The sequence below is a fragment of the Finegoldia sp. BIOML-A2 genome, from assembly GCF_009678315.1.
GTDB classification, from domain to species: Bacteria; Bacillota; Clostridia; order Tissierellales; family Peptoniphilaceae; genus Finegoldia; species Finegoldia magna.
This window is the reverse complement of the sequence record NZ_WKZE01000006.1, coordinates 1-21,745: the sequence shown is the minus strand read 5'-3', so window position 1 is coordinate 21,745 and position 21,745 is coordinate 1. Positions and strand designations below refer to the sequence as shown.

Here is a 21,745-nt window from a genome sequence, read left to right as displayed (position 1 = left end):
AATTTTCTGTAGTAGTATGATGTAATATATAATTTTATTTTTAGATTGAGTATTAGAATTAGATTGAACGATAGAATGGATGATTAAATGAAGAATAAGAATTTTTACAAAAGAGCAATACAGGTGGCGTGGCCGTCGGTGTTGGAGAGCTTTTTCATAGCACTTGCGGGAATTATTGACACATACATGGTGTCTTCGATTGGAAGCTCTGCAGTAGCGGCTGTAGGTCTTACCACACAACCCAAATTCATAGCACTAGCGATATTCTTCTCCATAAATATCGCTACGTCGGCTTTAGTTGCTAGACGTCTTGGAGAAGAGGACAAGGAAGAAGCAAACAGAATACTTGTAACAGCGATTATCATGGGACTTGTGCTAACGGTTGTTATAAGCACTGTGATGGTGTATTTTTCGGATAGTATTCTGAGACTTGCAGGAAGTAACTCGGACACGCATACTGATGCGCTGAATTATTTCAGAATAATCATGGGAGGAATGATTTTCTCCGTAGTGAGTATGACGATAAATGCAGCACAAAGAGGATCGGGCAACACTAGAATTGCATTTACAACTAACTTGGTGTCAAGTATTGTCAACATATTTTTTAATTACTGCTTGATAGGTGGTAATTTTGGTTTTCCCAAAATGGAAGTTTCAGGAGCGGCGCTTGCGACAGTACTTGGAACAGTCGTAAGTAGTATAATGTGCATTAGATCGCTTTTCAGAAAAGATGGTTTCGTACAAATCAAATACATTTTCAAAAAGAAAATCAAGCCAACAGTTGAAGTATTCACAAGTATCGTCAAACTTGGAACCAACTTGTTCGTTGAAAACATAGCCATGAGAATAGGATTCTTGACAACGGCACTTATGGCAGCGGGACTTGGAACAGACACATTTGCAGCACACAATGTAGGAATGAATCTTCTAAGTATTTGTTTTGCGTTCGCAGACGGAATGCAAGTTGCAGCAGTCGTTCTAACAGGATCAAGCCTTGGCGCTGGTAAGAAAGAAAACGCCAAGATTTACGGCAAAGTCTGCCAACGAATAGGACTTATGATATCTCTTGTACTATCTTTGATATTGTTGTTATTTGGAAAAGGAATATTCCATTTGTTCTTCGACAAACTCTCCATCATAGAAACAGGAGAAATCATCGCAAGATTCATCACAGTAATAGTCCTTCTACAAATCTCACAAATCATCTACGGAGGATGTTTGAGATCAGCAGGTGATGTAAAATACACATTAATCTCTTCAATCATAAGTGTAACAATCATAAGGACAGTAGTAACATACATCCTTGTATCTGTGTTTGAAATGGGAATAGTTGGAATATGGCTAGGAATCTTCTCCGACCAATTCTCTAGATACATGTTCAATTCAATCAGATTTAGACAAGGTAAATGGGTTAACATTAAAATATAAAAAATCGTCTCGTTTTGATATGTACCATCCTTACTGGATGACCCGGTAAAGATGGCACACATCATTTTGAGACGATTTTTTTAATACTCATGTTTGAAAGCATATGCAATATATTTAACGCCAGATATTGTCAAATACATTCCAATTAAAAATACAACCGTAAAAGATGCTCTTAAAGGATTGTACAACATCATAATTCCAAGAATTAAAGTAATAATATTAATTATGATATTAAGATGGTAAAGTCCACCTGGAACAAACCTTAGATATCTTCCGAAACTAATATCGTTGATTGAATCGATAATAAACCAAATCGAGAACACATACGGAATGATCAATACAGCAGATTCGACATTAAAAAGAAGAATGAGGCCAAGTATTATATCTATTATGCTTATCCAAAAGAATAATTTTATGTTCAGTCTTGTAAAATCTTTTATCTTTTTATAAATTAAAACTCCGCCTACGCCTTTAACAATTGCAATTATTCCAAAATAAATCACCAGACTCGCTAAGCTGGCATATGGATTTTTAAAAGCTATGAATGAAACTATAATAAAACAAATACCTGTAATAAGAGAAATCCAATCAACTGATTTCTTTTCTTCTACCATACTAACACCTCCTTAAATTGTTGATATACTTTATATACCCAGATTTAAAGAATATTATTCACTAAATATTAAGAAAATTATTAACAACACTTTGTTGAAAGTTAAAACGAAAATTGTTGGATGAAAATTTGTCGCAAGTTAAAACGAAAAATGTTACCGAAAATTACTGACGACACTTCTTAGCAATAAAAACAAAAATAGTTTTAGCTAAGAATATCATTCGTAAAAAATAATCACAAATTCTAGCGAAGTGAACCGTGAAAAAATCTCACTCGTGCCAGAGCGAAGCTCGCACTTGAGATTTTAGGTTCACAAGCTTTGAATTTGTTTATTTTTGGAGACAGATATTCGTGCTAAATTATTTTTGTTTTTTGAAATGCGTTCAGCAAGAATATAACTTTTACTCCCCGCCCTTTTATTATATAATAAGGAAGGAAACAAATTTTTCGTAAAAATATTGAAATTTTACAAAAAAACTTCAAAAAGGTGTTGACATTGTTGTATAGACAATGTATAATACCAGTTGTGCCTAAAGTTAGTAAGCGTAGAAGTGGAAGGTTGCTCGGGAAACGTGATTAATCTTCCGAGGTAATTTTCACCGAGAAGTCCTACACGATTAGGGCGATGGGTTAAACTTTTTAAAAAAGTTTTTTAAATTTTAGGTCACTGTACACCCGGGAGGGTGTATGAATATAACCCAGCAAGACGCTTCTTCAAAAATATAGAGGAGGTGCCTAAATGGCAAATCAAAAAATCAGAATCAGACTAAGAGCTTACGATCACGAATTAATCGATCAATCAGCTCAAAAAATCGTTGAGGCAGCTAAGAGAACTGACGTTAAAGTATCAGGTCCTATTCCGTTGCCAACAGAAAAAGAAGTTGTTACAATCTTAAGAGCTGTTCACAAATACAAAGACTCAAGAGAACAGTTCGAACAAAGAACACATAAGAGATTAATCGATATCATTAATCCTAACGCAAAGACATTGGAAGCGCTTAAAAAACTTAACCTTCCTGCCGGCGTAGATATCGAAATTAAACTTTAATCTTAGTATGATTGTAAAGCAATCCGCTGTAAGTAAATTTTAATGTGGATATCACACTATAGGAGGTGTACTCAATGAAGAGTATTTTAGGTAAAAAAATCGGAATGACTCAAATCTTCAACGAAGATGGTAGTGTTGTTCCAGTAACTGTCATTGAAGCGGGTCCAATGGTTGTTACACAAATCAAAACTAAAGAAAAAGAAGGATATAACGCAATTCAAGTTGGTTACATCGAAAAGAAAGAAAAACATGTAAACCAACCAATGAGAGGTCATTTTGGCAAAGCAGGCGTTTCATTCAAGAAACACTTACAAGAGTTCAAAATAGGTGATGACGAACAATTCAACCTTGGAGATGAAATCAAATTAGATATCTTCCAAGACGGAGATGTTGTAGATGTTATCGGTATTTCAAAAGGTAAAGGAACTCAAGGTTCAATAGTTAGACACAACTATGCAAGAGGACCTATGGGACACGGCTCTAAATCACACAGAGTTGCAGGTGCAAGAAGTGCGGGATCTTATCCAGCAAGAGTCTTCAAAGGACGTAAAGGTTCAGGAAAGATGGGCCATGACCGTGTAACTGTTCAAAACTTGAAAATTGTTAAAGTTGACAATGAAAGAAACTTACTTCTTATTAAGGGAGCTGTTCCAGGAAACAAAGGTGGAGTAGTTACTGTTAGAGAAGCTATTAAGTCAAAATAGGAAGGAGGATGAAACATGCCTAAAGTTCAAATTTTAAACCAACAAGGAGAAAATGTTGGAGAATTAGAATTAAATGAAGCCATTTTCGGCGTTGATGTTAATGAGCACGTTGTTTACGAAGTAGTTAGAAATCAACTTGCTAATAAAAGACAAGGCACACAATCTGCTAAAACTCGTAGTGAGGTAAGAGGTGGAGGAAAGAAGCCTTGGAGACAAAAAGGTACAGGTAGAGCAAGACAAGGATCTATCAGATCTCCACAATGGAGAGGTGGTGGGGTAGTATTCGCTCCAAAACCTAGAGATTACAGCTACGCTGTTCCTAAGAAAGTTAGAAGACTTGCAATCAAATCAGTATTAACTGACAAAGTTAATGACAATGAAATGATCGTTTTAGATAAATTAAGCTTAGATGCTATTAGCACTAAAAAAGCTGTTGAAGTATTAAAGAATATTAAAGCAGACAAGAAAGCTTTAGTAGTTGTTGATAAAAATGATGATACACTTTACAGATCATTTAGAAACATTGAAAATGTAGCTATTTGTGAAGCTAGATTAATCAATGTATATGATTGTTTGAAATACAACTCATTAGTTATTACAACTGATGCTGTTAAAATTCTTGAGGAGGTGTTTCAATAATGAAATCACCATATGATATTATTTTGAAACCAATTATTTCTGAAGATTCTATGGAAAAAATGGAAGACAAGAAATATGTATTCAAAGTAGATAAAAATGCGAATAAAATAGAAATCAGAAACGCTATCGAAAAGATTTTTGATGTTAAAGTAAAATCTGTTAACACTATGAACGTTAAAGGAAAAGTTAAGAGAATGGGCGCTCACAGTGGTAAGAGATCTGATTGGAAGAAAGCTATAGTTGCATTAACAGAAGATTCAAAAGAAATTGAATTTTTCGAAGGAATGTAATTAAGGGGGTAAAAACATGGCAATAAAAAAATATAAACCGACTTCTGCCGGTGTACGTGGTATGAGTGTTTTATCATTTGATGAAATCACAAAAACTACTCCTGAAAAATCATTAACTGTTAGCTTAAACAAATCTGGCGGAAGAAACTCTTATGGTAGAGTAACTACTCGTCACAGAGGCGGCGGAGCTAAGAGAAAATATAGAATTATAGATTTTAAAAGAAACAAAGATGGTATTAAAGCTGTTGTTAAATCAATCGAATACGATCCAAACAGAACAGCAAACATCGCTTTGTTACAATATGAAGATGGTGAAAAGAGATACATCATCCAACCACAAGGTTTAAAAGTTGGAGATGTAGTTGAAAGTGGTGCGGATGTAGATATTATCCCTGGTAATGCTCTTCCATTAAGAAGCATTCCAGTTGGTACTACAGTTCACAACATTGAAATGAAAGTTGGCAAAGGAGCTCAATTAGTTAGAACAGCTGGTGCTGAAGCACAACTTATGGCTAAAGAAGGCAAATTTGCACAATTAAGATTACCATCAGGAGAATATAGATTAATTCACCTTGACTGCAGAGCTACTGTAGGACAAGTTGGAAATATCTCTCACGAATTGGTTACAATTGGTAAGGCTGGACGTAACAGACACTTAGGTAAGAGACCTTACGTAAGAGGTTCAGCAATGAACCCAGTAGATCACCCTCACGGTGGTGGTGAAGGTAGAGCACCAATCGGTAGACCAGCTCCTTCAACTCCATGGGGTAAACCAGCACTTGGACTTAAGACTCGTAAGAAAAACAAAAAGTCTAATAAGTACATTGTAAGAAGAAGAAAGAAATAACGGAGGGATAGAATGAGTAGATCACTTAAAAAAGGACCTTTCTGCGATGAACACTTAATGAAGAAAGTGGAAGAACTTAACAAAAACGATGAAAAGAAGATTATTAAAACTTGGTCTCGTCGTTCTACAATATTCCCTAACTTCGTAGGTCACACAATTGCAGTTCACGATGGAAGAAAGCATGTACCTGTTTATATTACTGACGATATGGTTGGTCATAAATTAGGAGAATTTGTTCCTACAAGAACATACAAAGGTCACATTAAAAACGAAAAAACGAGTAAGGTTCGTAATTAATATAAGGAGGTATGACAATGCAAGCTAAAGCTATAGCGAAATATGTACGTATTTCTCCTCTAAAAGTTAACTTTATATGCAAAGAAATTAGAGGTAAACAAGTTGATGAAGCCCTTGCTATATTGAAATTCACTCCTAAAAAAGGTGCTAGAATTTTAGAAAAAGTGCTAAATTCAGCAATTGCAAACGCAGAACACAATTTTGGATTAAACAGAGAAGATCTTTTTGTATCACAAGCATACGCTAATAATGCTCCAGTAATGAAAAGATGGAGACCAAAAGCTAAAGGAATGGCTTATCCAATCCTTAAAAGATCAAGTCATGTTGGCGTAGTTGTAGAAGAAAGAGAATTATAAGGAGGAGTCTGATGGGTCAAAAAGTTAATCCTAAAGGATTAAGAGTTGGTGTTATCAAAGACTGGGATTCAAGATGGTTTGCAGATAAAAAAGATTTTAGTGATTATTTAGTAGAAGATCACAAAATTCGTGAACTAATCAAGAAAGAATCTTTCAGCGCTGGTATTAGCAGTATAGCCATCGAAAGAGCATCAAACAAAATTAAAGTAACTATCAACACAGCTAAACCTGGTATGGTTATTGGCCGTCAAGGTGCTGGCGTTGAAGAATTAAAAAATAAATTAGAAAAATTAACAGGTAAGAAATTAATCATAAATGTAGAAGAAATTAAGTTCCAAGACTTAGATGCACAATTAGTTGCAGAAAATATCGCAAGTCAATTAGAAAGACGTATTTCTTTCAGACGTGCAATGAAACAAACAATGCAAAGAAGCATGAGAGCAGGAGCTTTGGGTATTAAGACTATGGTTTCTGGTAGACTTGGTGGAGCTGATATGGCAAGAAGCGAAGGATACAGCGAAGGAACTATTCCTCTTCAAACTCTAAGAGCTGCAATCGACTATGGATTTGCAGAAGCAGACACAACTTATGGTAAGCTTGGTGTTAAAGTTTGGTTATACAAAGGTGAAATGTTACCTGGTATGACAGAAGAAGATTTACCTGTTTACAAAAACAAAAAAAACGACAAAAACAGAAAAAGAAGAAACAATAACAGAAAAGGTAAATCCCAAGCAGCTAAAAACTAATTCGAGAGGAGGAAATATTCTATGTTAATGCCTAAAAGAGTAAAATACCGTAGAGTTCACAGAGGCAGAATGAAAGGTAAAGCATTAAAAGGCAATACTTTAACTTACGGTGATTATGGTATACAAGCGTTAGGTTCTTGTTGGTTAACAGCTAATCAAATAGAAGCAGCACGTCGTGCTATGACAAGATATATAAAAAGAGGCGGTAACATCTGGATTAAAGTTTTCCCAGATAAGCCAGTGTCAAAGAAGCCTATCGGTATTCGTATGGGTTCAGGTAAAGGAGCTCCAGAATATTGGGTAGCAGTAATTAAACCAGGTAGAGTATTATTTGAAATGGCAGGTGTTCCTGAAGATGTAGCTCGTGAAGCTATGAGACTTGCTCAACACAAACTACCTATCAAAACTAAATTTATAGCTCGTGAAGAGTTCGGAGAAAAGGACGGTGAAGCTGATGAAAACTAAAGAAATTCGTAATCTATCAGATCAAGATTTACAAAAACAATTAGAACAATCTAAAAGTGAATTGTTTAATCTACGTTTTCAATTAGCTACTGGGCAATTAGAAAACCCTATGATGATAGGACTTGTAAAAAAAGATATAGCTCGCATTAAGACTATTATTAGAGAACGTGAGCTAAACATTGGTAAGGAGGCTTAACAATTATGGAAAGAAATATGAGAAAAACCATAGTTGGTATAGTTGTTTCAGATAAAATGGATAAGTCAATTGTTGTAGAAGTTAAGACACTTGTCAAAGATCCTAAATACGGTAAACAATTAAGAAAAACAACTAAATTTAAAGCACACGATGAAGAAAACATTGCTGGTATCGGCGATAAAGTTAAAATAATGGAAACAAGACCTCTTTCTAAGACAAAGAACTGGAGACTTGTAGAAGTTATAGAAAAAGCTAAGTAATTCTTATTACGAAAGGAGAATTTTATGATTCAACAAGAAAGTCGTTTGAGAGTTGCAGATAACTCTGGTGCAAAAGAACTACTAGTAATAAGAGTTTTAGGTGGTACTAAAAGAAAGTACGCAGCTATCGGAGACATCGTAGTTTGCTCAGTTAAATCTGCACAACCGGGCGGTATGGTTAAAAAAGGTGATGTAGTAAAAGCTGTTATCGTAAGAACAACTAAACCATTGGGAAGAGCTGATGGAAGTTACATCAGATTTGACGATAACGCAGCTGTAATTATAAAAGATGATAAAAATCCAGTGGGAACAAGAATTTTTGGTTCAGTAACTCGTGAATTGAGAGCCAATAACTTCATGAAAATAATCTCATTGGCACCTGAAGTATTATAATTGGAGGTGTAAAGAGATATGAAGATTAAAAATGGAGATACTGTAATAGTTATTTCTGGTAAGGACAAAGGAAAGACTGGAAATGTTATTGAAGTATTAGCCAAACAAAATAAAGTGGTAGTAGAAGGAGTTAACATAGTTACTAAACACCAAAAAGCTAACGGACGTGGTGTTGAAAGTGGACTAATCAAAAAAGAAGCTCCTATTGATGTTTCAAACGTAATGTATTATGATGCTAAAATCAAGAAAGGCACAAGATTAGGTTACAAGTTTGAAGACGGTAAGAAGGTTAGATTTATGAAATCTAACAACGAAACTATTAAGTAACATAAGGAGGGTATAAACTTGACTTCCAGATTAAAAGAAAAATATACAAATGAAGTTGTTCCTTTCTTGGTTGAACGTTTCAAATATGAAAACATCATGCAAGTTCCAAGATTGGAAAAAATCGTGCTTAACATGGGTTTAGGCTCTTCAAAAGAAAATCCTAAAGCTATCGAAAGCGCAGTTAAAGAATTAGAAACAATTACAGGACAACACCCAATTGTAACAAAAGCAAGAAAATCTATCGCTAACTTTAAACTTAGAGAAGGAATGAATGTTGGTGTTAAAGTTACATTACGTGGTGAAAAAATGTATGATTTCTTAGATAAATTTATGAACATTTCTCTTCCACGTGTAAGAGACTTTAGAGGTATTTCTTCTAAATCATTCGATGGTAGAGGAAACTATGCTGTAGGTATCAAAGAACAATTAATATTCCCTGAAATTGAATACGATATGGTAGATCAAATTAGAGGTATGGATATTGTGGTCGTTACTACTGCAAACACTGACGAAGAAGCTAAGGAATTATTAGACAAAATGGGAATGCCATTTAAGAAATAAGGAGGAGTTTTAGTGGCTAAAAAATCAATGATCGCAAAACAAAAAAGACCTGCAAAGTTTAGCACAAGAGAATATAACAGATGCAAAATTTGTGGTAGACCTCACGGATATTTAAAGAAATATGGCATCTGCCGTATATGCTTTAGAGAATTGGCTTATAAAGGCGAAATCCCTGGCGTAAGAAAAGCAAGCTGGTAAGAAAGGAAGGAGGAAGCTTTTATGATGACTGATCCTATAGCAGATATGCTAACAAGAATAAGAAACGCAGTTAATGCGAAACATAAAGTTGTTGAAGTTCCTGCATCTAATATCAAAAAATCAATAGCACAAATTTTATTAGATGAAGGATTTATCGATGGTTTCAATGTTACTGATGACGGTAAACAAGGAATCATTACAATAGATTTAAAATATGGTCCTAACGAAGAAAAAGTAATTTCAGGTATCAAGAGAATATCTAAACCTGGACTTCGTGTCTATGCCAGAGCAAATGAAGTTCCTAAGGTTTTAGGCGGACTTGGTATTGCTATTGTCTCTACATCAAAAGGCCTTGTAACTGATAAAGTTGCTAGAAAAGAAGGTATTGGTGGAGAAGTAATTTGTTACGTATGGTAACACAAACATTATAAGGAGGTTTGACCATGTCAAGAATTGGATTAAAACCAATTGAAATTCCTAATGGCGTTGAAGTAAAAATAACTGAAGACAATTTGTGTACTGTAAAGGGACCAAAAGGTGAATTAGTTCAACAAATGCCAAAGGAAATGATTATCAAAGTAGAAGATAATACAATCACAGTTTCAAGACCTTCAGAAATTAAAAGACACAAATCACTTCATGGTTTAACAAGAACTCTTGTTTTTAACATGATTGAAGGTGTTACTGAAGGATATAAGAAAACTTTAATTATAGAAGGTACTGGTTACAGAGCAGCAAAACAAGGTAAAAAATTAGTGTTAAACTTGGGATATTCACACACAATTGAAAAAGAAGATCCAGAAGGAATCACAGTTGAAGTTCCAGAACAACACACATTAGTTATCAGTGGTAATAACAAACAACAAGTTGGTAACTATGCTGCAAAAATCAGAGACCTAAGAGGACCTGAACCATACAAAGGTAAAGGTATCAGATATGAAGATGAACATATTAGACGTAAAGTCGGTAAAACAGGTAAGTAAGAAAGGAGTAAGGTATGTTTAAGAAAATTGATAAAAATGCAAATAGAGTTAAAAGACATCTACGTATTCGTAAGAACCTTACAGGAACTTCTGAAAAACCAAGATTATGCGTATTCAAGTCTAATACTAACATCTATGCACAATTAATCGATGATGTTAACCACAACACATTAGTAGCTGCATCTACATTAGATAAAGATTACAAAGGCGAATCAAAATCTAACATGGAAGCTGCAAAACTTGTTGGTGAATTAATCGGTAAAAAAGCTATCGACAAAGGCATTGAACAATGCGTATTTGACAGATCTGGATATTTATATCACGGAAAAGTTAAAGAATTAGCTGAAGGTGCTAGAAGCGCCGGACTTAAATTTTAGTGCAAGGGAGGTATTTAGTATTGGAACTTTTAAATAAAGAAATAGAAGGTTTAGAATTAGAAGAAAGAGTTGTAAATATTAACCGTGTAGCTAAGGTTGTTAAGGGTGGTAGAAACTTTAGATTCGCAGCCCTTGTAGTAGTTGGAGATAAAAACGGACACGTTGGCGTTGGTATTGGTAAAGCACAAGAAGTACCAGAAGCCATCAGAAAAGCTAGCCAAGATGCTAAAAAACACATCTTCACAGTTCCTATCGTAAACACAACTATTCCTCACCAAGTAACAGGAATATTTGGAGCTGGTAGAGTATTATTAAAACCAGCTGGAGAAGGTACTGGAGTTATCGCCGGAGGACCTGTTCGTGCGGTATGTGAATTAGCAGGTATCAAAGACGTTCGTTCTAAATCATTGGGAACATCAAACCCTCAAAACATTGTTAATGCAACTGTAGAAGGACTTAAATCACTTAAGACAGCTGAACAAGTAGCTAAATTAAGAGGAAAGTCTGTAGAAGAAATTTTAAAATAAGGAGGGCTTTTAAGTGAGTAAATTAAAGATCACTCTTAAAAAGAGCAAAATCGGTAGAATTGAAAAACACATTAGAACTTGTGAAGCCCTTGGACTTCATAAAATCGGACAATCAGTAATCAAAGAAGACAATGATGCAGTACGTGGAATGATTAGACACATTGCATTCATGGTTGACGTAGAAGAAGTTAAGTAGGAGGTGTTATAGTGAAATTACACAACTTAAGACCTGCTAAAGGTGGAGAAGTAAAAGCAAGAAAAAGAGTTGGTAGAGGTTACGGTTCAGGATTAGGACACAATGCTGGACGTGGTAGAGACGGACAAAACTCAAGATCAGGCGGAGGCGTGAGACCAGGATTTGAAGGGGGTCAAATGCCTTTATTCAGAAGACTTCCTAAGAGGGGCTTCAAAAACCACTTCGCAAAACAATACGCTGAAATCAACATCAGAGACTTAAATTGTTTTGAAGATGGAGACGAAATAACACCAGAAATCCTAGCAAACGCAGGATTCTTTAAGCCAGTTAAGGCAAAAGACGGCGTTAAGATTTTAGGTGACGGAGAATTAACTAAGAAATTAACTATAAAAGCTAATAAATTTACTAAATCAGCTGAAGAAAAAATTACAAAAGCCGGAGGAAAGGTAGAGGTGATTTAAGATGCTTAAAACCTTGAAAGACGCATGGAAGGTTTTAGACATTCGTAAAAGAATCGGCTTTACTCTACTAATGGTTGTAGTTTTTAGATTAGGTAATGCAATACCGGTTCCTTTTATGGATAAGGCCATTATTAAACAAATAATGAGCGGTCAAGAAGGCGGAATAGTTTCTTTATTGAACCTATTGAGTGGGGGATCATTGAGACAAATGAGCATATTCGCTCTTTCAATATACCCTTACATTACCGCTTCAATCATTCTTCAACTTTTAACAGTAGCATTTCCTAGATTGGGAGAACTTACTCGTGAAGGTGAAGAAGGAAAGAAGAGAATGGGTAAATACACTAAAATCTGTAGTATAATTTTGGCATTCATTCAAGGATATGCTACAGTTAATGGTTTATTTAACAGAGCAATCGTAGACAAAAGCTTTTTAACAGGATTTGTTATACTAATAAGCTTGGTAGCAGGATCAATGTTTCTAGTATGGCTAGGAGAAATGATTACTGAAAGAGGTATCGGTAACGGAATTTCAATCTTGATTTTCTTAGGTATCATTTCAAATATGCCAAGACAAATCGGTACAATGATTTATCAATCTAGACAAGGAATGTTATCTTGGTGGAAAATATTACTTTTCGTACTAATAGCGATTATAATATTAGTAGTAGTGGTATTAATTAACCAAGGTGAAAGAAGAATTCCTGTACAATACGCTAAAAGAGTAGTAGGAAGAAAAATGTATGGTGGTCAATCAACTCATATTCCAATCAAAGTTAATATGGGTGGTGTAATGCCAGTAATCTTTGCATCAGCAATATTACAATTACCACAAACAATAGCATTATTATTTGGCAAAGACATGCCAGGATGGTTAGCCCACATATTCACAGTACAAACAACATCAGGGTTAGTAATCTTCTCAATAGTAAACATGTTATTGATTATAATATTCGCATTCTTCTACTCAGCAATTCAGTTTAATACTGTTGAATACGCTAAAAACTTGCAACAATATGGCGGATTCATTATGGGAATTAGACCTGGTAAACCAACAGGCATGTATCTAAAGAAAATTTCTGATAGAGTAACATTTATAGGCGCAATCATATTAGCGCTAGTAGCATCAGCACCAATGCTAATATCAAAAGCTATAGGAATACAAATCCTATTCGGTGGTACATCAATCATCATCGTAGTAGGGGTAGTATTAGATACTGTAAAACAAATGGAAAGTATGCTAACTATGAAACACTATAAAGGATTTTTGAAATAAGGAGTTTATAATGAGATTAATATTATTAGGACCTCCGGGAGCAGGTAAAGGAACTCAAGCTAAAAGAGTAATTGAAGAATTTGATATTCCTCATATTTCAACAGGAGATATTTTCAGAAAAAATATCAAAGAAAAGACAGAACTAGGTCAAAAAGTTGAAGGCTTACTTGCAGAAGGAAAACTTGTACCTGATGAATTAACAATAGAAATAGTTTGGGATAGATTAGATCAAGAAGATTGCAAAAATGGCTTCTTACTTGACGGATTCCCAAGAACAATCCCACAAGCTGAAGCTCTTGATGAAGGACTAGCTAAAAGGGGATTGAAACTAGACCGCGTATTAAACATAGACGTTGACAAAGATTCTCTTGTAAAAAGACTTTCAGGAAGACGTGTATGTCCAAACTGTGGTGCAAGCTATCACATTGATAACAACCCTCCAAAAGTTGAAGGAATTTGTGATGTATGCCAAACTCCAGTAATCCAAAGGGAAGATGACAAAGAACAAACTGTACTAGACAGAATCAAAGTTTACGATTCACAAACTAAACCTTTAGTAGACTTCTACAACAAACAAGATTTAGTATTCACAGTTGACGGAACTCTTCCAATAGATGAAATCACTAATAAGTTAGTAACAGAATTAAAAAAAGGTTAGAATTAATGAGCCAATACAACAAACTTGAAACAGGACAAGTTGTTTTAAGTACTTGTGGTCGTGATATGGGCAAACTACAAATGGTTTTGGAAATTCTTGACGATTCTTATGTATTGGTAGTAGATGGAAAACAACGTAAAATCGAAAAACCAAAGAAAAAGAAGATAAAACATCTTCAAAAATACAACAAAAAGTTGCAATTAGAGAATTTAACAGATAAGAAACTAAGATATATGTTAAACAATTTAAAAAAGGAGGATCAAGACAAGGATGTCCAAAGAAGTTATTGAATTAGAAGGAACAGTAGTAGATGCTCTTCCTAATACGGTATTTAAGGTAGAACTTCAAAATGGCCATGTAATAACAGCTCATATTTCAGGCAAATTAAGAATGAATTATATAAGAATTCTTCCAGGAGACAAAGTAACGGTTGAACTATCACCATACGATTTGGATCGTGGAAGAATAACATGGAGAAAGAAATAAACGGAGGTTAAGCAATGAAAGTAAGACCATCAGTTAAAAAAATGTGCGAAAAGTGCAAGATTATAAAAAGAAAAGGTCGTGTTATGGTTATTTGCGATAACCCTAAACACAAACAAAGACAAGGTTAGTAGGAGGTATAAATGGCAAGAATTCAAGGTGTCGACTTACCAAATGACAAACGTGTAGAAATTGGACTAACTGCAATTTATGGAATAGGTAGACAATCATCAAATAAAATCTTAGCTAAATTAGGAATCAATCCTGACACAAGAGTAAAAGATTTAACAGAATCTGAATTATCTGATATCAGAAATGAATTAGACAACTATCTTACTGAAGGGGATTTACGTCGTGACGTAGCAATGAACATCAAAAGATTAAAAGAAATCAACTGCTACAGAGGATCAAGACACAAAAAAGGCCTTCCAGTAAGAGGACAACATACAAAGAACAACGCAAGAACTCGTAAGGGTCCTAGAAAACAAGCATAGAGAGGGGGAAATTAATTGGCACTAAAAACTAAAGGCGCAAAACGTAACGTTCGCGGTAAAAAAAGAGTAAAAAAGAATATTGAAAAAGGTCAAGCACACATTTCTTCTACATTCAACAACACTATGGTATGTTTAACTGACCTTAACGGTAACGTATTAAGCTGGGCTTCTGCTGGACAATTAGGATTCAGAGGATCTAGAAAATCAACTCCATACGCTGCACAACAAGCTGCTGAAGAAGCTGCTAAAAAAGCAATGGAACACGGATTAAAAACTGTTGAAGTTTATGTAAAAGGACCAGGTTCAGGAAGAGAATCTGCAATTAGAAGTTTGCAAGCTTCTGGACTTGAAGTTAGCTCTATTAAAGATGTAACTCCAATCCCTCACAACGGTTGTAGACCACCAAAGAAGAGAAGAGTATAACACATAGGCTTAATTCAGGATTTCCTGATAGGACTTGTCGAAGGAGGCTGTATTTATGACTGAACAATTAGATACTAAAATAAAAATCGTTGAATTAGATGAACAAAATAATTACGGTAAATTTGTCATAATGCCACTGGAAAGGGGATATGGAACTACTCTAGGAAACTCTCTCAGAAGAGTTTTATTATCATCATTACCAGGAGCTGCTATATCAAAGATAAATATCCAAGGTGTAGCTCATGAAATGTCTACGATTAAAGGTGTCAAAGAAGACGTACCTGAAATAATTTTGAATTTAAAAGGTATCGCTGTAAAGAAATACAATGAAGAACCTATATCATTAAATGTAGACATAAAAGGTCCATGTGTTCTAACAGCTAAGGATATTTTAGTTGATACTGATTTGGAAGTTAAAAACCCAGATCACTACATTGCAACACTTAATGAAGAAGCTTCATTAGAAATGCAAATCACAGTTATCAACGGAAAAGGCTACAAAATATCTGAATTTAACAAAACAGATGAAGATATTATAGGAGATATCGCCATTGACTCACTGTTTAGCCCTGTGAAAAAGGTTAATTTCACAGTAGATAATGCCAGAGTTGGCCAAGTAATTGATTACGATAAGCTTACAATAGAAGTGTGGACTAATGGAACAATTAGACCACAAGATGCCTTAAGCGAAGGAAGCAACATCCTAATCAATTGCCTGGAATTATTCAGTGAATTACCTAACTACGAGTGTAATACAAACAGTGACGACGAAGACAATCAAAAAGATAAAGAAACTCAAATGGGCATCAATATCGAAGAATTAGATTTCTCATTAAGATCATTCAACTGTTTGAAAAGAGCTAATATCAATACTGTAGGAGATATCGTATCTCATACAAAAGCAGAAATGATGAAGATAAAGAACTTTGGTAAAAAATCCTTAGACGAAGTTGAAGAAAAACTTCAAGAAATGGGCCTTGCATTTAAAGAAGAAATAAAAGACGAATAAAGGAGGATAGACATTGGCTAACTTAAGAAAATTAGGTAGAAGAACTGATCACAGAACAGCAATGTTAAGAAACCTAGTTCAATCATTGTTCGAAAATGGAAAAATCGAAACAACAGTTACTCGTGCAAAAGAAGTTAGAAGAGAAGCTGAAAAGATGATTACACTTGGTAAAAAAGGTGATTTGAGCTCTAGAAGAGAAGCTCTTAAATATATATACAAAAAAGACGTTGTAAACACATTGTTTGAAGAAATCGCACCAGTTTATGCTGACAGACAAGGTGGATACACTAGAATCTTAAAATTAGGACCTCGTAGAGGAGACGGTTCTGAAATGTGTATACTTGAATTAGTAGATTACACAAAAAAAGAATCCTCAAATGAAAAAGAAACAGTGAAAGCTGACAAATAGAAAATAACTAAGCATTTGCTTAGTTATTTTTTTTATGGCCATTTGCGAAAATGAAAAGATAGCAATATAATAAAAATAAGAATAATTAGTTAACATATAGCGAAATATTCTAGAAATTTATTGGAGGAACCTATGAATAAAAAACTAGTAGCTGGAATTCTAATTACATTGCTACTAATAGCTATAATAGGTGGAGAAAAGACAGTATCCAAACAAATTCAACAAGAATTAGCTAAAACCAACCCAAACGTTGCAACATCTGTTAAATTCACATACACAAAAGACGGTAAGAAAGTTACAAGAGAACTTACTAATGCAGAAGCTAACGAATTAGCAAAATTAATGAACGAACACGAAAAATATGTGACAGGTGAAAGATTAAAAAGCATATTTGATAACTACTTTACATTAGTAGGAGCTAATGGAAGAACAAAAGTAGCAGTATCAGTAAATATTGAAAAAGATGAAGTCGTAATAGATGACGCAATCCTTGAAAAAGGTGCTACACTTAACAAAGATAACGACCTTGCAAAACAATACATTAAATTCATCGAAAATTTACAACAAAATTAACACAAAAATTGTTGAAAAACAAACCAGTAGGTGATATAATAGCGTTGGCTTAAAAAATTATCGCGGCAAATAATTTTTTAATGGAGATGAATATTAATGGCAAGAATGATGGGACCTAGATTTAAACAATCTAGAAGATTAGGTCTTAACGTATGCGGTCACCCAAAAGCTAACAAAAGAATGGGTAAAGGACTTGGAAGAAACGACAAGAAGTTAACTGAATATGGTATGCAACTTCTTGAAAAACAAAGATTAAGAGCATATTACGGAGTAAACGAAAAACAAATGCACAAATACTTCGAAAAAGCCCTTAACAACAAAGAAGGTCTTACAACTGGGGATGTAATGGTAAGACAATTAGAAACTAGATTAGACAACCTAGTACTAAGAGCTTCATTTGCATCATCAATCAGACAAGCAAGACAAATGGTATCTCACGGTTTAATCAGAGTAAACGGTAAAAAAGTAGATATCCCTTCTTACCAAGTAGCTGAAGGATCTGTAATCGAATTGAAAGAAAAATCAAGATCAAATGAATTGTTCAAAGAAAACTATGAAACAAACTTTGCACAATCATTACCTTACATTGACAAGGAAGAAAACTTCAAAGTAACATTGACAAGACTTCCTGAAAGACAAGAAATTCCAATCGAAATTACAGACTCATTAGTAGTTGAGTTGTACTCAAGATAATCAAAAGGCGAGTAATTATACTCGCTTTTTTTATTTGCAAACATTGATATATACTCAAATTAAAAGTACAATAATATTAATCATAAAAGAAAAGGAAAAACAAATGAAAAAACGAGTACTCATAACCACAATACTATTCTTATTCCTAGTGTATTTTAGTGCAACAACATTCTTCACATTCTACGCACTACCCAACACATACGTCAATGGTTACAACATGAGCTATGTCGAAAAATCCAAAATAGTTGACAGAAATGCAGACATCAGAACACTCACAATTAATGCTACTGATAACCGTAAACTTGTAATAGATGCAAAAGAAGTGGATTTCAACCTAAAAATAACAGAAGATTTCAAAATCGAACAAAACCCATTCTCATGGCCGTTGTCTTTTTTTGACACCAAAAAATACAATATCAATTTTGATTACACAATTGACGAAGACAAACTAAACAAAAAAATCTACCAAGCACAGCTCAACAAAAACGCCAAGAAATCGTACAACGCCTACATCAGTTACTTGGATGATGAATACACAATAATACCAGAAGAAATCGGAAACGAAATAGACACTGACAAACTCAAAGACACAATCAAAAAATCACTACTAGAACAAAAAGAAGACATCACACTCAAAAACGAATACATCAAACCAAAAGTCTACGCAAACGACTGGAACATCATACGCGCCAAAAACAAACTCAACAAACTCAAAGACATCGAAATAAGCTTTGACTTCAACGACACAATTCATAAACTAAAAGGCGCACAACTTCGCAACATGATGGAGTTTGATGAAAGAGATGGATTCGTATATAAAGACAGTGAAATCGGACACTACGTAGACGATTTGAAAAAAGAAACCGACACATACAACAAACCACACACAATAAAAACAGCAGAAAACAAAACACTCACACTGGGCGCAACAGACTACGGCTGGGAAATCGACAAACACAAAACGGTAGAACTTATAAAACTCACACTAGATGATGCGGAAGATAAAACAATAGAACCAGTGTATTCAAAAAAAGCGAAGTCAAGACTCAAAAACGACATTCAAGACGAATACATTGAAATCGACCAACAAAACAAAACGCTCTACTACATCAATAACTACAAAATCAACAAAAGTATACCCATAAAAATCGCACAACCAATCCCAAAAGGAATCTACAACATAGATAACAAAATAAAAGGCTACTCCAAAAACTACACGCTGGGATTTTACAGACACACAATATCTACAGAACAAAACTCTGACATACAAGTAAGCCCCAACCTATTAGAAAGCATATATTATGATGTGACAGACAACATAGCAGTAATAATATACTAAAGTAAAATAAAACTGACTACTCCCCACGACTAAAGACGGGGGGGTTCTCTTTTGACATAGCCGAAGATTGCTTCATTATACAAATAATCTAGTCTTCTTTAACAGAGAACTCAACAAATCTATATCGTATGATATGCACTTCACTAGCCCAGCCTTTAAAAGACCTGCTATGTGCTTATGATTTTGTCTTATTTAAGTCGGTGCAGTCAATCCGACTGGTCTTTTTTTATGCGATTAACCAACGCATTTCTTTTGTTTCTTTTAGTCTATTTATTTCTATATCATGCAAGTTAACAAACTTGTCATATTTTTCATTGCATAAATTAACATTTATTGATTTTAAATCATCACATACATTTTGGATTAAAAATGCTGAATACAAATCTCTTTGTATTTTAATATTGTCTATTATATTCCATCTTTGAGATAGTTTCTTTTTAACACACTCTTTAGTTTTATGATTAAATTGACTTGCTTTAACTTCAAACGTATCTATTCTTTTTAAATAGCTACCTACATAGTGTAGTTTTCTATCTATGATAGTTAACAGTTGGGAAGGTGAGTTATTGATAAGAGATTTTCCGAATCTCTTTTTTTTATTAATCTTTCCGTTCTTCTTGTTTATGGTTGTTTCTTTTGCTCTTTTTTGTAGGGCGTTAAATCTCATTGTTTCGACTTTAATATCTACACCTAATGATATTATCTTATTTGCCAATATTTCTTGATATTCTTTTCTTTTACTAGCTAATTTACGGTACAAGTCTTTTCTTTTTTGCTTTAGTTTGATATATCTATTAGAGTATATCCATCTTTTTGATCCCTTTTTAACCGTTCCGTCATCATTATAGTTTTTGGGATTATTTATTCTCTTAGATCGTTCTAGTTTTCTATTTAATCGTCTCAATTTTTTGTATTCATTTTCGGTATTAGATAGCTTTTCTAATTTAACACAACTATCAGATACAATAGCAACAGATGATGTTCCTATATCAAGACCTACAGTTTCTTGTCCGTAGTTTCTTTTCTTAGGAGGAATACCTTCTTTGATTACTTGAATGAAATATCTAGTCTTTCTTCTTATCTTTTTTTTAAGTATTCTAATGTATTTAGTCTTATCATTTCTTGATTGAATATTGTATATGTCATTTCTCTTTTCTTTAATCTTTAGCTTTAAATCATTCCATAGAACAATATTATCTTTTAATCTAAGACCTGTATTATTGCTTTTGTTCTCAACAGACATATCGCTATATCTGTTTTTAAAATTAACTTTATCAGCAATATGATAGTGTAGTTTTTCCACAGCCTGAAATGATCTAGTAGCAAGTTTTTGTGCTTCTAAAGAGCCTATATGTTTAGAATAAAGCTTTCTTATGTCTTTAACATATTTGTGCATATCATATTCAGAGTAGTTCAAAGATAGTTCTATTTCTTTAAGTCTTCTGTTTCTTTCTTTGCTAGATTTTTCTTTTAAAAGACTACTGTATTCTTCATTTTTCTTTAATCTATCGAGTCTTTTCAAACACTCATTAAGACAAGCATTGTATATAGACTTAGCACTATTAAATTTCTTTTCTAAACTTTTTCTATCTCTAGTAGTTGTCAATAGTTCATATTGAACTACATACGATGCTGTCTTATTTTTCATCTATACACCTTTCTGTTGTTCTATATACTTTTTTACTACCTTGTCGTTTATGTGTCCTACAGAACAAGCAAAATAGCTTCTAGTCCATAAACTCGGTATTTTGCTTTTTAATTCTGGAAATTCATTTCTTAGTATGTTTGAAGACTTTCCTTTTAGTGCTTTTATTACTCTATGAAGACTTTTTCTAGGGTCAAACTCTATAAAGAGATGAACGTGATCTGGCATTATTTCCATAGCCTTAATATCTATTTCTTCATCCTTAGCGATTTCTAAAAACACCTCTTTTAATCTATCGTCAATTCCATTTACTAATACTTTTCTTCTGTATTTAGGACAAAAGATAATATGGAATTGATGTTTGTATACTATTCCTTTTTTTCTAGTGTAGTTAATCATTGATATCACCTATGTTTATTATATCATATATGGATAGACTACACAACAACAATCTATTGTATAAATTATTTTTTAAAGCTTGCTTTCCAGTTCATCCCCACGACTAAAGTCGGGGGCTTTCTGTGGTTTTATTGTAAAACAAAAGTAAAAAAACTTTAAAATTCACTTGACAATACAGTGCAAACTTGATAATATATATAAGCACTCAATTGTTCGGTGAATTTTTTAATTAAATAAAATTAAAAAAACACTTGACAATAAAGAAATACAAGAGTATAATGTAATAGTTAGCTCACAAAACGCGAACTTCAAATAAACTTTGAAAATCACGTTTTAAAATATATTTCGTGAGTATAGAACCTTAATAAATTAAATAAAGTAAATACTTTGAGAGAAGTACAAACCAAACAATAATTCGGTGAGAATAAAAAA

The 21,745-nt window shown here is 33.8% G+C and carries 37 protein-coding genes; 34 read left to right on the top strand and 3 right to left on the bottom strand.

The window, feature by feature from the left end; all coding sequences use genetic code 11:
• The first annotated feature begins 87 nt into the window (after nucleotides 1-87).
• The gene (locus GKF99_RS06050; RefSeq protein ID WP_154272882.1) at nucleotides 88-1,428 is read left to right on the top strand and encodes an MATE family efflux transporter; all 1,341 of its coding nucleotides are present in this window, start codon (nucleotides 88-90) and stop codon (nucleotides 1,426-1,428) included.
• An 80-nt stretch (nucleotides 1,429-1,508) separates the two neighbouring features.
• Here GKF99_RS06050 and GKF99_RS06045 read toward each other — a convergent pair whose 3' ends face one another.
• Nucleotides 1,509-2,042 (bottom strand): DUF308 domain-containing protein, encoded by a 534-nt coding sequence (locus tag GKF99_RS06045; RefSeq protein ID WP_002840199.1) that lies wholly within the window; start codon nucleotides 2,040-2,042, stop codon nucleotides 1,509-1,511.
• Nucleotides 2,043-2,780: 738 nt separating this feature from the next.
• Between GKF99_RS06045 and rpsJ the strand changes: the two genes are divergently transcribed.
• The 33 genes from rpsJ to GKF99_RS05880 all read left to right on the top strand — a co-directional run bounded on the left by rpsJ (nucleotide 2,781) and on the right by GKF99_RS05880 (nucleotide 19,269).
• The gene (gene rpsJ, locus GKF99_RS06040) at nucleotides 2,781-3,089 is read left to right on the top strand and encodes a 30S ribosomal protein S10 (protein ID WP_094203268.1); all 309 of its coding nucleotides are present in this window, start codon (nucleotides 2,781-2,783) and stop codon (nucleotides 3,087-3,089) included.
• Nucleotides 3,090-3,163: 74 nt separating this feature from the next.
• Nucleotides 3,164-3,793 (top strand): 50S ribosomal protein L3, encoded by a 630-nt coding sequence (gene rplC / locus GKF99_RS06035; RefSeq protein ID WP_094203269.1) that lies wholly within the window; start codon nucleotides 3,164-3,166, stop codon nucleotides 3,791-3,793.
• Nucleotides 3,794-3,808: 15 nt separating this feature from the next.
• Nucleotides 3,809-4,432 carry a 50S ribosomal protein L4 gene (rplD, locus tag GKF99_RS06030; RefSeq protein WP_002836109.1) on the top strand — a complete coding sequence of 208 codons (624 nt, stop codon included), beginning with the start codon at nucleotides 3,809-3,811 and terminating at the stop codon, nucleotides 4,430-4,432.
• A complete protein-coding gene (rplW, locus tag GKF99_RS06025; protein WP_002836110.1) occupies nucleotides 4,432-4,722 on the top strand; it encodes a 50S ribosomal protein L23 in 291 nt (96 codons plus the stop codon). Before rplD ends, rplW begins: the two co-directional genes overlap by 1 nt.
• Nucleotides 4,723-4,738: 16 nt before the next feature.
• A complete protein-coding gene (gene rplB, locus GKF99_RS06020; RefSeq protein ID WP_094203270.1) occupies nucleotides 4,739-5,569 on the top strand; it encodes a 50S ribosomal protein L2 in 831 nt (276 codons plus the stop codon).
• Nucleotides 5,570-5,581: 12 nt separating this feature from the next.
• Nucleotides 5,582-5,866 carry a 30S ribosomal protein S19 gene (gene rpsS / locus GKF99_RS06015; RefSeq protein WP_002836113.1) on the top strand — a complete coding sequence of 95 codons (285 nt, stop codon included), beginning with the start codon at nucleotides 5,582-5,584 and terminating at the stop codon, nucleotides 5,864-5,866.
• Nucleotides 5,867-5,883: 17 nt separating this feature from the next.
• Nucleotides 5,884-6,222, top strand: a complete 339-nt coding sequence (rplV, locus tag GKF99_RS06010) for a 50S ribosomal protein L22 (RefSeq protein ID WP_002836114.1) — start codon at nucleotides 5,884-5,886, stop codon at nucleotides 6,220-6,222.
• 11 nt (nucleotides 6,223-6,233) lie between these two features.
• Nucleotides 6,234-6,968, top strand: coding sequence for a 30S ribosomal protein S3 (gene rpsC / locus GKF99_RS06005; protein ID WP_094205164.1), 735 nt, complete (start codon nucleotides 6,234-6,236; stop codon nucleotides 6,966-6,968).
• A 21-nt stretch (nucleotides 6,969-6,989) separates the two neighbouring features.
• Nucleotides 6,990-7,433 carry a 50S ribosomal protein L16 gene (gene rplP, locus GKF99_RS06000; protein WP_002836117.1) on the top strand — a complete coding sequence of 148 codons (444 nt, stop codon included), beginning with the start codon at nucleotides 6,990-6,992 and terminating at the stop codon, nucleotides 7,431-7,433.
• On the top strand, nucleotides 7,423-7,629 hold the full coding sequence (gene rpmC / locus GKF99_RS05995; RefSeq protein ID WP_002836118.1) for a 50S ribosomal protein L29: 207 nt from the start codon (nucleotides 7,423-7,425) through the stop codon (nucleotides 7,627-7,629). Before rplP ends, rpmC begins: the two co-directional genes overlap by 11 nt.
• Nucleotides 7,630-7,634: 5 nt before the next feature.
• Nucleotides 7,635-7,889, top strand: a complete 255-nt coding sequence (gene rpsQ, locus GKF99_RS05990; RefSeq protein WP_002836119.1) for a 30S ribosomal protein S17 — start codon at nucleotides 7,635-7,637, stop codon at nucleotides 7,887-7,889.
• Between the two features lie 24 nt (nucleotides 7,890-7,913).
• Nucleotides 7,914-8,282: a 50S ribosomal protein L14 gene (gene rplN, locus GKF99_RS05985; RefSeq protein ID WP_002836120.1), complete on the top strand. Its 369-nt coding sequence runs from the start codon at nucleotides 7,914-7,916 to the stop codon at nucleotides 8,280-8,282.
• A gap of 18 nt (nucleotides 8,283-8,300) precedes the next feature.
• A complete protein-coding gene (rplX, locus tag GKF99_RS05980; RefSeq protein ID WP_154272881.1) occupies nucleotides 8,301-8,609 on the top strand; it encodes a 50S ribosomal protein L24 in 309 nt (102 codons plus the stop codon).
• 18 nt (nucleotides 8,610-8,627) lie between these two features.
• Entirely contained in the window at nucleotides 8,628-9,170 is a 543-nt protein-coding gene (gene rplE, locus GKF99_RS05975; protein ID WP_002836122.1) for a 50S ribosomal protein L5, read from the top strand.
• 12 nt (nucleotides 9,171-9,182) lie between these two features.
• Nucleotides 9,183-9,368 (top strand): type Z 30S ribosomal protein S14, encoded by a 186-nt coding sequence (locus GKF99_RS05970; protein WP_002836123.1) that lies wholly within the window; start codon nucleotides 9,183-9,185, stop codon nucleotides 9,366-9,368.
• Nucleotides 9,369-9,389: 21 nt separating this feature from the next.
• A complete protein-coding gene (gene rpsH, locus GKF99_RS05965; protein ID WP_002836125.1) occupies nucleotides 9,390-9,785 on the top strand; it encodes a 30S ribosomal protein S8 in 396 nt (131 codons plus the stop codon).
• 26 nt (nucleotides 9,786-9,811) lie between these two features.
• On the top strand, nucleotides 9,812-10,351 hold the full coding sequence (gene rplF / locus GKF99_RS05960; protein WP_094209382.1) for a 50S ribosomal protein L6: 540 nt from the start codon (nucleotides 9,812-9,814) through the stop codon (nucleotides 10,349-10,351).
• A gap of 14 nt (nucleotides 10,352-10,365) precedes the next feature.
• The gene (gene rplR, locus GKF99_RS05955; RefSeq protein WP_094203273.1) at nucleotides 10,366-10,728 is read left to right on the top strand and encodes a 50S ribosomal protein L18; all 363 of its coding nucleotides are present in this window, start codon (nucleotides 10,366-10,368) and stop codon (nucleotides 10,726-10,728) included.
• Between the two features lie 20 nt (nucleotides 10,729-10,748).
• Entirely contained in the window at nucleotides 10,749-11,255 is a 507-nt protein-coding gene (gene rpsE / locus GKF99_RS05950; RefSeq protein WP_002837356.1) for a 30S ribosomal protein S5, read from the top strand.
• A 13-nt stretch (nucleotides 11,256-11,268) separates the two neighbouring features.
• Nucleotides 11,269-11,451, top strand: a complete 183-nt coding sequence (gene rpmD, locus GKF99_RS05945; protein ID WP_094203274.1) for a 50S ribosomal protein L30 — start codon at nucleotides 11,269-11,271, stop codon at nucleotides 11,449-11,451.
• An 11-nt stretch (nucleotides 11,452-11,462) separates the two neighbouring features.
• Nucleotides 11,463-11,912, top strand: a complete 450-nt coding sequence (gene rplO / locus GKF99_RS05940; protein WP_002836133.1) for a 50S ribosomal protein L15 — start codon at nucleotides 11,463-11,465, stop codon at nucleotides 11,910-11,912.
• A 1-nt stretch (nucleotide 11,913) separates the two neighbouring features.
• Entirely contained in the window at nucleotides 11,914-13,188 is a 1,275-nt protein-coding gene (gene secY / locus GKF99_RS05935; RefSeq protein ID WP_002836134.1) for a preprotein translocase subunit SecY, read from the top strand.
• A 10-nt stretch (nucleotides 13,189-13,198) separates the two neighbouring features.
• Entirely contained in the window at nucleotides 13,199-13,846 is a 648-nt protein-coding gene (locus GKF99_RS05930; RefSeq protein ID WP_002841116.1) for an adenylate kinase, read from the top strand.
• 5 nt (nucleotides 13,847-13,851) lie between these two features.
• Nucleotides 13,852-14,136 (top strand): KOW domain-containing RNA-binding protein, encoded by a 285-nt coding sequence (locus tag GKF99_RS05925; protein WP_002836136.1) that lies wholly within the window; start codon nucleotides 13,852-13,854, stop codon nucleotides 14,134-14,136.
• Entirely contained in the window at nucleotides 14,117-14,332 is a 216-nt protein-coding gene (infA, locus tag GKF99_RS05920) for a translation initiation factor IF-1 (protein WP_002836137.1), read from the top strand. Before GKF99_RS05925 ends, infA begins: the two co-directional genes overlap by 20 nt.
• Nucleotides 14,333-14,346: 14 nt before the next feature.
• The gene (gene rpmJ, locus GKF99_RS05915; RefSeq protein ID WP_002836138.1) at nucleotides 14,347-14,460 is read left to right on the top strand and encodes a 50S ribosomal protein L36; all 114 of its coding nucleotides are present in this window, start codon (nucleotides 14,347-14,349) and stop codon (nucleotides 14,458-14,460) included.
• A 12-nt stretch (nucleotides 14,461-14,472) separates the two neighbouring features.
• A complete protein-coding gene (gene rpsM, locus GKF99_RS05910) occupies nucleotides 14,473-14,823 on the top strand; it encodes a 30S ribosomal protein S13 (RefSeq protein ID WP_002841105.1) in 351 nt (116 codons plus the stop codon).
• A gap of 15 nt (nucleotides 14,824-14,838) precedes the next feature.
• Nucleotides 14,839-15,246 (top strand): 30S ribosomal protein S11, encoded by a 408-nt coding sequence (rpsK, locus tag GKF99_RS05905; RefSeq protein ID WP_002836140.1) that lies wholly within the window; start codon nucleotides 14,839-14,841, stop codon nucleotides 15,244-15,246.
• A gap of 55 nt (nucleotides 15,247-15,301) precedes the next feature.
• Nucleotides 15,302-16,255: a DNA-directed RNA polymerase subunit alpha gene (locus tag GKF99_RS05900; protein ID WP_094206706.1), complete on the top strand. Its 954-nt coding sequence runs from the start codon at nucleotides 15,302-15,304 to the stop codon at nucleotides 16,253-16,255.
• 13 nt (nucleotides 16,256-16,268) lie between these two features.
• Nucleotides 16,269-16,664 (top strand): 50S ribosomal protein L17, encoded by a 396-nt coding sequence (rplQ, locus tag GKF99_RS05895; RefSeq protein WP_094202429.1) that lies wholly within the window; start codon nucleotides 16,269-16,271, stop codon nucleotides 16,662-16,664.
• 132 nt (nucleotides 16,665-16,796) lie between these two features.
• Nucleotides 16,797-17,237 carry a hypothetical protein gene (locus GKF99_RS05890; protein WP_241673576.1) on the top strand — a complete coding sequence of 147 codons (441 nt, stop codon included), beginning with the start codon at nucleotides 16,797-16,799 and terminating at the stop codon, nucleotides 17,235-17,237.
• Nucleotides 17,238-17,333: 96 nt separating this feature from the next.
• On the top strand, nucleotides 17,334-17,930 hold the full coding sequence (gene rpsD / locus GKF99_RS05885; RefSeq protein WP_094205171.1) for a 30S ribosomal protein S4: 597 nt from the start codon (nucleotides 17,334-17,336) through the stop codon (nucleotides 17,928-17,930).
• Nucleotides 17,931-18,033: 103 nt separating this feature from the next.
• Nucleotides 18,034-19,269, top strand: a complete 1,236-nt coding sequence (locus tag GKF99_RS05880; RefSeq protein WP_154272880.1) for a peptidoglycan binding domain-containing protein — start codon at nucleotides 18,034-18,036, stop codon at nucleotides 19,267-19,269.
• Between the two features lie 226 nt (nucleotides 19,270-19,495).
• Here GKF99_RS05880 and GKF99_RS05875 read toward each other — a convergent pair whose 3' ends face one another.
• Complete coding sequence (locus GKF99_RS05875; RefSeq protein WP_154272879.1) at nucleotides 19,496-20,917, bottom strand: hypothetical protein; 1,422 nt, start codon at nucleotides 20,915-20,917, stop codon at nucleotides 19,496-19,498.
• Complete coding sequence (gene tnpA, locus GKF99_RS05870; protein ID WP_154272878.1) at nucleotides 20,918-21,313, bottom strand: IS200/IS605 family transposase; 396 nt, start codon at nucleotides 21,311-21,313, stop codon at nucleotides 20,918-20,920. It lies immediately after the preceding gene.
• Between the last annotated feature and the right edge of the window lie 432 nt (nucleotides 21,314-21,745).

Coding starts and splice junctions, on each gene's coding strand:
- GKF99_RS06050 (WP_154272882.1), top strand. CDS start 88: ATGAAGAATAAGAATTTTTACAAAAGAGCAATACAGGTGGCGTGGCCG.
- GKF99_RS06045 (WP_002840199.1), bottom strand. CDS start 2,042: ATGGTAGAAGAAAAGAAATCAGTTGATTGGATTTCTCTTATTACAGGT.
- rpsJ (WP_094203268.1), top strand. CDS start 2,781: ATGGCAAATCAAAAAATCAGAATCAGACTAAGAGCTTACGATCACGAA.
- rplC (WP_094203269.1), top strand. CDS start 3,164: ATGAAGAGTATTTTAGGTAAAAAAATCGGAATGACTCAAATCTTCAAC.
- rplD (WP_002836109.1), top strand. CDS start 3,809: ATGCCTAAAGTTCAAATTTTAAACCAACAAGGAGAAAATGTTGGAGAA.
- rplW (WP_002836110.1), top strand. CDS start 4,432: ATGAAATCACCATATGATATTATTTTGAAACCAATTATTTCTGAAGAT.
- rplB (WP_094203270.1), top strand. CDS start 4,739: ATGGCAATAAAAAAATATAAACCGACTTCTGCCGGTGTACGTGGTATG.
- rpsS (WP_002836113.1), top strand. CDS start 5,582: ATGAGTAGATCACTTAAAAAAGGACCTTTCTGCGATGAACACTTAATG.
- rplV (WP_002836114.1), top strand. CDS start 5,884: ATGCAAGCTAAAGCTATAGCGAAATATGTACGTATTTCTCCTCTAAAA.
- rpsC (WP_094205164.1), top strand. CDS start 6,234: ATGGGTCAAAAAGTTAATCCTAAAGGATTAAGAGTTGGTGTTATCAAA.
- rplP (WP_002836117.1), top strand. CDS start 6,990: ATGTTAATGCCTAAAAGAGTAAAATACCGTAGAGTTCACAGAGGCAGA.
- rpmC (WP_002836118.1), top strand. CDS start 7,423: ATGAAAACTAAAGAAATTCGTAATCTATCAGATCAAGATTTACAAAAA.
- rpsQ (WP_002836119.1), top strand. CDS start 7,635: ATGGAAAGAAATATGAGAAAAACCATAGTTGGTATAGTTGTTTCAGAT.
- rplN (WP_002836120.1), top strand. CDS start 7,914: ATGATTCAACAAGAAAGTCGTTTGAGAGTTGCAGATAACTCTGGTGCA.
- rplX (WP_154272881.1), top strand. CDS start 8,301: ATGAAGATTAAAAATGGAGATACTGTAATAGTTATTTCTGGTAAGGAC.
- rpsH (WP_002836125.1), top strand. CDS start 9,390: ATGATGACTGATCCTATAGCAGATATGCTAACAAGAATAAGAAACGCA.
- rplF (WP_094209382.1), top strand. CDS start 9,812: ATGTCAAGAATTGGATTAAAACCAATTGAAATTCCTAATGGCGTTGAA.
- rplR (WP_094203273.1), top strand. CDS start 10,366: ATGTTTAAGAAAATTGATAAAAATGCAAATAGAGTTAAAAGACATCTA.
- secY (WP_002836134.1), top strand. CDS start 11,914: ATGCTTAAAACCTTGAAAGACGCATGGAAGGTTTTAGACATTCGTAAA.
- GKF99_RS05930 (WP_002841116.1), top strand. CDS start 13,199: ATGAGATTAATATTATTAGGACCTCCGGGAGCAGGTAAAGGAACTCAA.
- GKF99_RS05925 (WP_002836136.1), top strand. CDS start 13,852: ATGAGCCAATACAACAAACTTGAAACAGGACAAGTTGTTTTAAGTACT.
- infA (WP_002836137.1), top strand. CDS start 14,117: ATGTCCAAAGAAGTTATTGAATTAGAAGGAACAGTAGTAGATGCTCTT.
- rpmJ (WP_002836138.1), top strand. CDS start 14,347: ATGAAAGTAAGACCATCAGTTAAAAAAATGTGCGAAAAGTGCAAGATT.
- rpsM (WP_002841105.1), top strand. CDS start 14,473: ATGGCAAGAATTCAAGGTGTCGACTTACCAAATGACAAACGTGTAGAA.
- GKF99_RS05900 (WP_094206706.1), top strand. CDS start 15,302: ATGACTGAACAATTAGATACTAAAATAAAAATCGTTGAATTAGATGAA.
- GKF99_RS05890 (WP_241673576.1), top strand. CDS start 16,797: ATGAATAAAAAACTAGTAGCTGGAATTCTAATTACATTGCTACTAATA.
- rpsD (WP_094205171.1), top strand. CDS start 17,334: ATGGCAAGAATGATGGGACCTAGATTTAAACAATCTAGAAGATTAGGT.
- GKF99_RS05880 (WP_154272880.1), top strand. CDS start 18,034: ATGAAAAAACGAGTACTCATAACCACAATACTATTCTTATTCCTAGTG.
- GKF99_RS05875 (WP_154272879.1), bottom strand. CDS start 20,917: ATGAAAAATAAGACAGCATCGTATGTAGTTCAATATGAACTATTGACA.
- tnpA (WP_154272878.1), bottom strand. CDS start 21,313: ATGATTAACTACACTAGAAAAAAAGGAATAGTATACAAACATCAATTC.